General features: G+C 73.4%; 8 protein-coding genes. 4 read left to right on the forward strand and 4 right to left on the reverse strand.

Annotated features, from left to right (window positions below; genetic code table 11):
* Positions 1 to 29 precede the first annotated feature (29 nt).
* The 4 genes from ACFW9D_RS00935 to ACFW9D_RS00950 all read right to left on the reverse strand — a co-directional run bounded on the left by ACFW9D_RS00935 (position 30) and on the right by ACFW9D_RS00950 (position 5678).
* On the reverse strand, positions 30 to 2438 hold the full coding sequence (locus ACFW9D_RS00935) for a DUF3488 and DUF4129 domain-containing transglutaminase family protein (protein ID WP_384616544.1): 2409 nt from the start codon (positions 2436 to 2438) through the stop codon (positions 30 to 32).
* The gene (locus ACFW9D_RS00940; protein ID WP_384616545.1) at positions 2435 to 3835 is read right to left on the reverse strand and encodes a DUF58 domain-containing protein; all 1401 of its coding nucleotides are present in this window, start codon (positions 3833 to 3835) and stop codon (positions 2435 to 2437) included. Before ACFW9D_RS00940 ends, ACFW9D_RS00935 begins: the two co-directional genes overlap by 4 nt.
* Positions 3835 to 4878, reverse strand: coding sequence for a MoxR family ATPase (locus tag ACFW9D_RS00945; RefSeq protein ID WP_188339405.1), 1044 nt, complete (start codon positions 4876 to 4878; stop codon positions 3835 to 3837). The genes ACFW9D_RS00940 and ACFW9D_RS00945 overlap by 1 nt, the downstream gene beginning before the upstream one ends.
* A 257-nt stretch (positions 4879 to 5135) precedes the next feature.
* Entirely contained in the window at positions 5136 to 5678 is a 543-nt protein-coding gene (locus ACFW9D_RS00950; RefSeq protein ID WP_188339406.1) for a carbonic anhydrase, read from the reverse strand.
* 312 nt (positions 5679 to 5990) lie between these two features.
* Here ACFW9D_RS00950 and rsmH point away from each other — a divergent pair, with 312 nt between their 5' ends.
* The 4 genes from rsmH (at position 5991) to ACFW9D_RS00970 (ending at position 11355) form a co-directional block, all read left to right on the forward strand.
* Entirely contained in the window at positions 5991 to 6947 is a 957-nt protein-coding gene (gene rsmH, locus ACFW9D_RS00955) for a 16S rRNA (cytosine(1402)-N(4))-methyltransferase RsmH (protein WP_384616548.1), read from the forward strand.
* Between the two features lie 36 nt (positions 6948 to 6983).
* Entirely contained in the window at positions 6984 to 7625 is a 642-nt protein-coding gene (locus ACFW9D_RS00960) for a septum formation initiator family protein (RefSeq protein ID WP_384616550.1), read from the forward strand.
* A 4-nt stretch (positions 7626 to 7629) separates the two neighbouring features.
* On the forward strand, positions 7630 to 9594 hold the full coding sequence (locus ACFW9D_RS00965) for a peptidoglycan D,D-transpeptidase FtsI family protein (protein WP_384616551.1): 1965 nt from the start codon (positions 7630 to 7632) through the stop codon (positions 9592 to 9594).
* Between the two features lie 105 nt (positions 9595 to 9699).
* Positions 9700 to 11355 (forward strand): UDP-N-acetylmuramoyl-L-alanyl-D-glutamate--2,6-diaminopimelate ligase, encoded by a 1656-nt coding sequence (locus tag ACFW9D_RS00970; protein WP_384616553.1) that lies wholly within the window; start codon positions 9700 to 9702, stop codon positions 11353 to 11355.
* Position 11356: the final 1 nt, after the last annotated feature.

An 11356-nucleotide genomic window follows, 5' to 3' on the forward strand; every position in this document is an offset into this window, starting at 1 on the left:
GCCGTGATCGGCCGGGGCCCTCGTCATGCTCAGCCCTGCTGGCCCGAGGGACGGGAGCGGACCGCCGCCCAGCGGGTGCGCGCGCTCACCCGGAGGGACTCCCCGCGCTCGGAGAGCGCCCACACCACCCGGACGGCCGAGCGGGGCGCGAGCAGTGCCCGCAGCCGCGTCCCGCGGCTCACCTTCGCGCGCAGACCGTCGTGCGCCCGCCGCACGTCCTCGCCCAGCCCGGCCACCGGCCGCGGCTGCGGGGCGTACAGCACCTGCTCCACCGCCGAGGCCACCCGCTGTACCGACTCCGCCGCGTCCGGCTCCAGCAGGCCGAGCCGCACGATGCGGGCCGCCGTCCCGCGCGGGGTCTGCGAGTCGTCCGGCGGGATGCCGTGGTCCCACGCCGTGTCCGTCAGCTCACGCCAGGCCGCCAGCGTCCGTCCCACCACGTCCGCGTCCGTACGGCCGGCCGCGCCGAGCCGGCGCGCTCTGATCCGCCGGCGCCACAGCATCGGCAGCAACGGCACCACGAGCACGAGCAGCACCGCCAGCGAGACGAGCAGGATCGTGCCGAACGGCGGACCGTCGTCCGAGGCGCCGCCCACCACGGCCGGAGCCGCGCTGTTGCAGCCGCCCTCCTTGCGCTCGATCAGCGAACAGCTCTGGGACGTGGACGGCTCCGCCGCCGACGGAGCCGCCGAGGCGTCCGCGCTGGGCGCCGCCGAATCGCTCGGGTCGTCCGCCGGGGTGTCCTCCTGCGTGTACTCGGGGACCGTGCCCCGGGTCGGCGTCGGCTCGAAGCGGGTCCAGCCCACACCCTCGAAGTACAGCTCCGGCCAGGCGTGCGCGTCGCGCAGCCCCACCGAGTACCGGCCCGAACCCTCGGGCGAGCCCGGAGTGAAGCCGACCGCGACCCGGGCCGGGATGCCCAGCGTCCGCGCCATCGCCGCCATCGAGAACGAGAAGTGGACGCAGAAGCCCTCCTTCTCCTTCAGGAACCGGGCGATCGCCGCCGAGCCGCTGCCCGCCGACACCTGCGTGTTGTACGTGAACCCGCCCTCGGCCGCGAACCAGTCCTGGAGCTTCACCGCGCGCTCGTAGTTGTTCGACGCGCCCTCCGTGACCTTGCGGGCCGTGGCGCGCACGACGTCCGGGAGCGACTCGGGCACCTTGGTGAACTCGCGGGCGATGTCGGCGGGCGGCTCGCCCGCGTTCGCCAACTGCTGCGGCGTCGGCTGCACGATCAGCGACTTGACCGTGTACTGCTTCCCGCGCGTGGTCTGCCCGTGGTCGCCCACGAGGGTGCGGCCCACCTGCTCGAACCGCCAGCGGCCGTCGATCGACACCTCGGAGGCCGGGTACGGCATCGGCAGCCAGTCCTGGGCGTACCAGTCGGCGGCCGAGATCCGCGTCTCGATCTCCGTGCGCCGCACGTCCGGGCCCAGCCCCGGCGGAGTCGGCAGCTGCGAGGGGACGTCCGTGATGCTGCGCACCGAAGGCCGCCAGCTCGTCCCGTCGAACTCGTCGAGCGCCACGATCCGCATGTACAGATCCGCGGTCTGCTCCGCGTCCGTCCGGTAGGCGAGGACCTGGCGGTCCTCCGGCTGGTTCAGGCTGTTCTGCAGCGAGACCAGCGGGTTGACCGCCGAGATCGTGCCGCCGCCGCCCGGACCGCTGCCCACGCCCTTGCCGGACGGGCCCAGCAGGCCGCCGTCCAGGGCGGGCAGAGCCAGCGGCACCACCAGGGCGATGCCCAGCGCCAGCACACCGATCCGGCGCCCCGTGCGGACCGGGGCGAGCGCGCCGCCGCCGTCCGCCATCGGGGACCGCCCGCCCGGCCCCGGCCGCCGGGCACCGCCGAAGACGCGGCCCCACTGCGAGAGCCGGTCCCGGCCCTCGGCGAGCAGGAGCAGCAGATAGCCGCCGGCCGCGAGCAGGAACCACAGCCAGTCCGTGCCGCCCTCCGACAGGCCGGCCGCCACCGAGTACAGGGCGAGCAGCGGCAGCCCCGCCGGGGCCGCGCTGCGGAACGTCACGGCCAGCGCGTCCACCGCCAGGCCGATCACCAGCGCGCCGCCGACCAGCATCAGCCGGATGCCCTCCGACAGCGGCGCCGGGATCATGTACCGGCTCACGTCGTCGCCGCCGGCCGCCAGGAGATCACCGAAGTGCCGGATCGCCTCCGGGCCCGGCAGCACCATGCCCAGCGCCTGCTCCCGCGCGAAGACCAGCGTCAGCAGGAGCAGACTGACCACGGCCTGCACAGTGACCGTCAGGGCCCGCGCGAGCGGCACCCGCCGGGCGGCCGCGCCCACCGCCGCCTGGATCACCAGCAGGATCGCGGCCTGCACGATCCACGTCGACTTGTCGACCAGCGGAAGCAGGGCGCAGGTGGCCAGGAACGTCGCCAGCGTCGCGCTGATCGAAAGTCGCGTACCGCCGCTCATGCCCAGCCCCCACTGCCGCCCTGCGGCGCGGACAGGACGCCCGAGCGCTCCTGGTCCGCCTGCCGCCACATCTCCACCAGGGAGGCGCCCGAGGGCACCGCCACCGCCGTCCAGCCCGCCTCGCGCAGCAGCCGCAGCCGCTCCTCGCATCCGGGCGACAGCTGGGCGCCCGTGCCCTGCGTCCACGCCTCGCTGTCCAGCACGAAGGCCACCGCGCCGCCGCTGCGCCGCCGCATCTTCGCGGCGATCGCGGCCTGCGCCTCGTCCAGGTCGCCGAAGAACGCGATCAGCAGCCCCTCGTTGCCCCCGCGCAGCACGTCGTAGGCGGGGGAGAGGGCCGAGCCGTCGGAGTGGTCGACGACCGCGAGCGTGTCCATCAGCAGGCCCGCCGCGTCCGCCGACTCCTGGCCGGAACCGGTGAACCCGTCACCGCCCTCGCCCGCGACCGCGCCGCCCCGGTCGGTCAGGAGCCGCACCGAGAAGCCCCGCTCGATCATGTGCACCAGGACCGACGCCGCGCCGGACACCGCCCACTCGAAGGCCGAGTCGGGGCCCGCGCCCGCGTAGGCCGCGCCGCGCGTGTCCAGGAGCACCGAGCAGCGGGCCCGCTGGGGCTGCTCCTCGCGGCGCACCATCAGCTCCCCGTAGCGCGCGGTGGAGCGCCAGTGCACCCGGCGCAGATCGTCGCCGTAGCGGTACCCGCGCGGGATCACGTCGTCCTCGCCGGCCAACGCCAGCGAGCGCTGCCGCCCGTCCCCGTACCCCTTGGCCTCCCCGGACAGCCGCACCGGGGGCAGCGCCTCCACGCGCGGGATCACCGTCAGGGTGTCGTACGAGGAGAAGGAGCGGGTCAGCTCGCACATGCCGAAGGGGTCGGTCAGGCGCAGCTGGAGCGGGCCCAGCGGATAGCGGCCGCGCAGGTCCGAGCGGACCCGGTAGGACACCTCGCGGCGGCCGCCCGCCTCGACCCGGTCGAGCACGAAGCGGGGCCGCGGACCGAGCACGTACGGCACCCGGTCCTGGAGCATCAGCAGGCCGGTGGGCAGCCGCGAGATGTTGTCCATCCGCAGCTGCACCCGGGCCTCCGAGCCCGCCGGTACGCGCGCGGGGCTGAGGCGGCGGCTGCCCGCGACCCGATAGCGGGTGCGGTACAGGACGCCGGCGCAGACCAGGGGCAGCACCGCGAGCAGCAGGCCGACGCGCAGCAGGTCGCTCTGGCCCAGCACATAGGCGCAGACGGCCGCGGCGATGCCCGCCGCGAGGAAGGAGCGGCCGCGGGTGGTCAGTCCGGCCAGCGCGGTGCGCAGCCCGCTGCGGTCGCCCCGGTCCTCACCCGGCCCGTCCGCGTCGGCGAAGGCGCCCCCCGGCCCCGCCGCGTAGTGCCCCCCAGCCGACATCAGATCCTCCGCGAGCCGGGCGGCTGCGCGCCGTACGCCGGAGGCGGTGTGTGGTCGAAGGCGCCCGGCGCGCGCGAGTCGGCGGCCGGGACGGGGGTGCGCTGGAGGATGTCGAGCACGACCTGCTCGGCCGTGCGGCGGTTCAGCTGGGCCTGGGCCGTGGGCAGGAGACGGTGCGCGAGGACGGCGACGGCCAGCGCCTGCACGTCGTCGGGCAGCGCGTACTCCCGGCCGCTGAGGGCCGCGGACGCCTTGGCCGCGCGCAGCAGGTGCAGCGTCGCGCGCGGGGAGGCGCCGAGTCTGAGGTCCGGGTGGGTGCGCGTCGCGGCGACGAGGTCGACCGCGTAGCGCCGCACGGGGTCGGCGACGTGCACCGAGCGCACCGCGTCGACCAGCTTCACGATCTCGTGGGCGTGCGCCACCGGCTGCAGGTCGTCGAGCGGTGAGACCCCGCCGTGCACGTCCAGCATCTGCAGCTCGGCCTCCGCGCTCGGATAGCCGATGGAGACGCGGGCCATGAAGCGGTCGCGCTGCGCCTCGGGCAGCGGGTACGTGCCCTCCATCTCGACCGGGTTCTGCGTGGCCACCACCATGAAGGGGCTCGGCAGTTCGTAGCTCTTCCCGTCGATGGTGACCTGGCGCTCCTCCATGGACTCCAGGAGGGCGGACTGGGTCTTCGGCGAGGCCCTGTTGATCTCGTCGCCGATCACGATCTGGGCGAAGATCGCGCCGGGCTTGAACTCGAAGTCGCGCCGCTGCTGGTCCCAGATGGACACACCGGTGATGTCCGAGGGCAGCAGGTCGGGCGTGAACTGGATGCGGCGCACCGAGCAGTCGATGGACCGCGCGAGCGCCTTGGCCAGCATCGTCTTGCCGACGCCGGGGACGTCCTCGATGAGGAGGTGTCCCTCGGCGAGCAGCACCGTCAGCGAAAGCCGTACGACCTCCGGCTTGCCCTCGATCACGCTCTCCACCGACCTGCGCACCCGCTCCGCGGTCGTGGTCAGATCAGTGAGGCTCGCTCGATCGTCATAGGTCGTCACCCGGCCCTCCTCGGCCCGTACTTTCCGGGCCGACGCTCTGCGATGCGGACCGGCCCACCCCGAAACACGGACACCGCGCGCGAAAGGTTCCGTAGCTCACGCGGGGTGCCACCCCCGCATTCTTGTTGGCGTTACCGGTTCGTGTCACTCGCCTGTGGACAACTGGCCGCGATATGTCAGGGCTTACAGCCTTTTGAGGGGAACCCCTGAGGATCGGGAACCCCGGGCGGGAGCCCGGGATCCTGTGTCGGCGCCGCTCAGGCGGGGGTGATCTCCCGCAGCCGGCCCGTCTTCACGTCGAACACGAAGCCGCGCACATCGTCGGTGTGCAGCAGGAACGGAGAGGTGCGCACCTTCTGGATCGACTGGCGCACGTCCTGGTCCACGTCGCGGAAGCCCTCGACGGCCCAGCTCGGGCGCTGGCCGACCTCCATCTCCAGGTCGTGCCGGAAGTCGTCGGACAGACCCTCCAGGCCGCAGTTGGTGTGGTGGATGAGGACCACGCTGCGGGTGCCCAGGGCGCGCTGGCTGATGGTGAGCGAGCGGATCACGTCGTCGGTCACGACTCCGCCCGCGTTGCGGATCGTGTGACAGTCGCCGAGCTCGAGGCCGAGCGCGGCGTGCAGGTCGAGACGGGCGTCCATGCACGCGACCACCGCGACGTGCAGCACGGGACGGGCGTCCATGCCGGGGTCGGAGAACGCGGAGGCGTACTGTCCGTTCGCCTCGACGAGGCGGTCGGTCACGGTGCCGTCGGCCGCTATGGCGCCTTCGGAGGGGAGGGATGCGGAAGTCGTCATGGTTATGAAGGTAGTGCTCACAGGTGCCACGGGCCTCCTGTGAGGGAGGACAAAGAACATGATCGTGCCTTGTTGTGAGCTAACCCACAGGAGTGCCCGGACCTCGACCGCTCGGGTGATTTCGGCCCGTATGCGGCTTCGGCTCGACCCGGCCCGCGACGCGCAGGCCGGTTGATTGACCGAGCCCCGCCGTGGACTAAAGTGACGCCGAACCCCATTGACGAAGCAATACGGAGATCCCGGCGCCGCCGGACGCTCCCCGCGTGCGCGGCACGTACGTACGGCCCGCCACGCCGGACCTGAGAGGGCCTCTTGAGTCAGCGACACGTCCCGGTCATGCTCCAGCGCTGCCTGGACATGTTGGCCCCGGCTCTGGCCCAGCCGGGAGCGGTCGTCGTCGACTGCACGCTCGGCCTCGGCGGACACAGCGAAGCGCTGCTCTCCACCTTCCCCTCCTGCCGGCTTGTCGCGCTCGACCGCGACACGGAGGCCCTGCGCCTGTCCGGCGAGCGCCTCGCCCCCTTCGGTGACCGGGCCACCCTCGTGCATGCCGTCTACGACGAACTGCCCGAGGTGCTCGACCGCCTGGGCATCCCGCGCGTCCAGGGCGTCCTGTTCGACCTCGGCGTCTCCTCCATGCAGCTCGACGAGGCCGACCGCGGCTTCGCCTACGCGCAGGACGCGCCCCTCGACATGCGCATGGACCAGACGACCGGCATGAGCGCCGCCGAGGTCCTCAACACGTACCCGGCGGGCGAACTGGTGCGGATCCTGCGCCAGTACGGCGAGGAGAAGCAGGCCAAGCGGATCGTCTCGGCCATCGTGCGCGAGCGCGACAAGGAGCCGTTCAGCAACAGCGCGCGGCTCGTCGAGCTGATCCGCGACTCCCTGCCGCAGGCCGCCAAGCGCACCGGCGGCAACCCGGCCAAGCGCACCTTCCAGGCCCTGCGCATCGAGGTCAACGGCGAGCTGAGCGTCCTGGAGCGAGCCGTTCCGGCCGCGGTGAAGGCGCTCGCGGTCGGCGGCCGGATCGCGGTGCTGTCCTACCACTCGCTGGAGGACCGGCTGGTCAAGCAGGTCTTCGCGGCCGGCGCCGCCAACACCGCGCCGCCCGGCCTGCCGGTGGTCCCCGAGCAGTACCAGCCGCGGCTCAAGCTGCTCACGCGCGGCGCCGAACTCCCCACGGAGGAAGAGGTCGCCGAGAACCGCCGGGCCGCTCCGGCACGGCTGCGGGGTGCGCAGCGCATCCGCGAGGACGTCCAGGGATGAACGCCGAGTGAGGCACGCGCGCGTGGAGGGGTGGGCATGAGTGCGGCGAACGGCTCGAAAGGACCCGGGGCTTCCCGGGGACCCCGGGGCGGCACGGGAGCGAAACCCTCCCGCGGCGCGCCCGGTCCGCGCGGCTCCTCGGGCGCGACCCCGCCGCGCACCGGCGCCGCCCGCCTCGCCCGCTTCCTGCCCGTCGCCCCGTCCGGCGGCGCCCAGGCCGCCCGTACCCCCTTCGTCCTCCTGGTCGTGCTGCTGCTCGGCGGCGGCCTGATCATGCTCCTGATGCTGAACTCCTCGCTCAACGAAGGATCGTTCAGGCTCAGCAAGCTCAAGAAGCAGACCACCGAGCTCACCGACGACGAGCAGGAACTGCAGCGCGAGGTCGACTCCTACTCCGCGCCCGACGCCCTGCTGCGCCGCGCCCGCGAGCTCGGCATGGTGCCCGGCGGCGACCCCGCCTTCCTCAGCCCCTCCGGCATCGTCAAGGGCGCCCCGAGCCCCGCCTCCGCGCCCGCGCCCGTGCGCCGCCCCGCACCACCCCCGGCCACGCCCTCCGGGGCGCCGAGCCCGAGCACCAGCGCGTCCCCGCAGACCTCGCAGAAGCCGACGCGGTCGCCGGACCCGACGCCGACGGCCCCCGCGTCCACGGCCCCCGCACCCTCGACCTCCGGCAGGTGACGCCATGACCGACAGGGAGCCCCCGCGCCGCCGGGTGCCCGGCCCCGCGCGGCCGCCCGGCACCGGCCGCCCCGCGCAGCAGCGCCGCCCCGCCCCGGCCCCACGCCCCGCCGCCCGCCGCCCGCGCCCCGCGTCCCCCAGGGGATCCGCGCCGCTGCGCCTGGGCAGCCCCCGGCCCCGGCTGCGCATGGTGAGCCTCGGCCTCACCCTCGCCCTCCTGGTCTTCGTCGTACGCCTGCTGCAGGTGCAGGGCGTCGACGCCGACGCGTACGCCGCCAAGGCCGAGCTGAACCGCTACGTCAGCCACACCATCGCGGCCGAGCGCGGCGGCATCACCGACCGCGGCGGCGTCTCGCTCGCCACCAGCGTCGACGCGTACGACATCACCGCCGACCCGACGTTGTTCACGGAGAAGATCACCGGGGTGAAGGACGCGCCCGAGCAGGCCGCGGCGCTGCTGGCGCCGATCGTCGGCGTCGAGGCCGACACCCTCGCGAAGCGGCTGCGCACCAAGGACACCCGGTACGTGCGGCTCGCCGCGCGCCGCACCCCGCAGGTCTGGAAGCAGATCAAGGACCTCCGCTCGGCGCTCAACGAGAAGGCCAACGCCGAGGGCCGCGAGGCAGGCGTCCTCGCCGGTGTCCTCGCCGACCCCAGCAGCAAGCGCGTGTACCCCAACGGGGACCTGGCCGCGGGCCTGCTGGGCTGGGTCAACGCCGCGGGCAAGGGCGGCGGCGGCCTGGAGCAGCAGCTCGACAAGGAGCTCGCGGGCAAGGCGGGCAAGATCCGCTACGCCCAGTCCGGCGGTCAGCAGGTGCCGACCGCGGGCAGCACCGAGCAGCCCGCCGTACCCGGCGCCGACGTGGAGCTCACCATCGACCGCGACATCCAGTGGGCCGCCCAGAAGGCGATCACCGAGCAGGTCGCGAAGTCCAAGGCCGACCGCGGCTACGTGATGGTGCAGGACACGAGGACCGGCGAGGTCCTCGCGATGGCCAACGCGCCGGGCTTCGACCCCAACGACCTGTCGAAGGCGAACCCGTCGGCGCTCGGCAACGCGGCGCTCCAGGACGCGTACGAGCCCGGCTCCACCGCCAAGGTCATGTCGATGGCGGCGGTCCTGGAGGAGAACGTGGCCACCCCGGCCACCCACGTCACCGTGCCCAACCGGCTGCACCGCGGCGACCGGCTCTTCCAGGACGACATCGACCACCCGACCTGGCACCTCACGCTCAACGGCGTGCTCGCCAAGTCCAGCAACATCGGCACGATCCTGGCCACCGGCGAACTCGGCAAGACCCAGTCCGCCGCGAACCGCACGCTCTACTCGTACCTGCGCAAGTTCGGCATCGGCGAGCAGAGCGGGCTCGGCTTCCCCGGCGAGACGGCCGGCATCCTCGCCCAGCCCGCCAAGTGGTCCACCTCGCAGCAGTACACGATCCCGTTCGGCCAGGGCTTCTCCATCAACGCGATCCAGGCCGCCTCCGTGTACTCGACCATCGCCAACGGCGGCGTCCGCGTGGAGCCCACCCTCGTGCGCGGCACCACCGGACCCGACGGCAAGTTCGCGCCCGCGCCCGCGCCGAAGAAGACCCGCGTGGTGAGCCCGAAGACCGCGCGGACGGTCGCCCAGATGCTCGAATCCGTCGTCGACGACGAGGAGGGCACCGGCACCAAGGCCCGCATCCCCGGCTACCGCGTGGCCGGCAAGACGGGCACGGCCAACCGCGTGGATCCGGCCACCGGCCGCTACAAGGGCTACACGTCCTCGTTCGCCGGTTTCGCCCCCGCCGACAAGCCCCGGATCACCGTCTACTGCGCCATCCAGAACGCCACGAAGGGAAGCTACTTCGGCGGCCAGATCTGCGGCCCCATCTACAAGCAGGTCATGGAGTTCGCCCTGAAGACCCTTCAGGTGCCGCCCACGGGCGCCAAGTCCGCGCGGCTCCCCGTCACTTTCCAGCCATGATCCGCCATGACACGCCGTGACCGGCCGCCCGCCGGTCGTGATCACGGCCGTCCCCCCGCCCCGTGAGAACCGCCCGAAGCCCCGCGAGAACAGCCTGAAGAGCCCGTGACTACCATCACCCCCGATCCAGGGAACCAGCCCGCGCCACGCCCCTCGCTTCGCTCGGGGGCCGGTGCGCCCGGTACGCTCACCGCCGTGCCACACGCTGATCAGTCCCAAACCACCCAGAAGGGCGCACCCGTGACATATCCCGGGCCGCCGCGGCCGGTCGAGGTCTCCGCCACACCCCTCGCGGAACTCGCCGATCAGCTGGGTGTCGCCGCACCAGCGCAGGCCGCCGAGATCACCGGCATCACCCACGACTCCCGTGCGGTGCGCCCCGGCGACCTGTACGCCGCCCTGCCCGGAGCCCGCGCCCACGGCGCCGACTTCGCCGCGCAGGCCGCCTCCCTCGGGGCGGTCGCCGCGCTGACCGACCCGGCGGGCGCCGCGCGCGTCACCGAGGCCGGACTCGTGCCGCTCGTCGTGGAGAACCCGCGCGGCCGCATGGGCGAACTCGCCGCCACCATCTACGGCCGGCCCGGCAAGGACCTGCTGCAGATCGGCATCACCGGCACGTCCGGCAAGACGACGACCGCGTACCTCGTGGAGGGCGGCCTCAAGAAGGTCCGCTCGACCGGGCTCATCGGCACCGTCGAGATGCGCATCGGCGACGAGCGCATCAAGTCCGAGCGCACCACTCCCGAAGCCACCGACCTCCAGGCCCTGTTCGCGGTCATGCGCGAGCGCGGCGTCGACGCCGTCGCCATGGAGGTCTCCAGCCACGCCCTCGTGCTCGGCCGGGTCGACGGCTGCGTCTTCGACGTCGCGGTCTTCAACAACCTCAGCCCGGAGCACATGGAGTTCCACTCCGACATGGAGGACTACTTCCGGGCGAAGGCACAGCTGTTCACGAAGGCGCGCAGCAAACAGGGCGTCGTGAACTACGACGACGAGTACGGGCGCCGCCTCGTCGAGGAGTCCGAGGTCCCGGTCGTCACGTTCTCCGCCGAGGGCCACCCGGACGCCGACTGGCGCGCCGAGGACGTCGAAGTCGGGCCGCTCGGCTCCACCTTGACCGTCGTCGGCCCCAAGGGCGAGCGGATCACCGCCAAGGCGCCGCTGCCCGGCCCCTTCAACGTGGCGAACACCGTCGCCGCGATCGTCACCCTCGCCGTCGCCGGCATCGACCCGCAGACCGCGGCCGACGGCGTCGCCGCCGTCCCCGGGGTGCCGGGCCGCCTGGAGCGGGTGGACGCCGGCCAGAAGTACCTGGCCGTCGTCGACTACGCGCACAAGACGGACGCCGTCGAGTCCGTCCTCAAGGCGCTGCGCAAGGTCACCGAGAACAAGCTGCACATCGTCCTCGGCTGCGGCGGCGACCGGGACCGTACGAAGCGGATGCCGATGGGCGCCGCGGCCGCGCGGTTCGCCGACACGGCCATCCTCACCTCCGACAACCCCCGCGGCGAGGACCCCCTCGCGATCCTCGCCACGATGCTCGCGGGCGCCGCCGACGTGCCGGCGCACGAGCGCGGTGAGGTCCAGGTCTTCGAGGACCGGGCCGCCGCCATCGCCGCCGCCGTCGCGCGTGCCGAGCCCGGCGACACGGTGCTCGTCGCGGGCAAGGGCCACGAGCAGGGCCAGGACATCGCCGGAGTGGTGCGTCCCTTCGACGACCGCCAGGTGCTTCGCGAAGCCATCGAGCAGACCCAGGGATGAA

The sequence above is a fragment of the Streptomyces sp. NPDC059524 genome, assembly GCF_042749255.1.
GTDB lineage: Bacteria > Actinomycetota > Actinomycetes > Streptomycetales > Streptomycetaceae > Streptomyces > Streptomyces xanthii.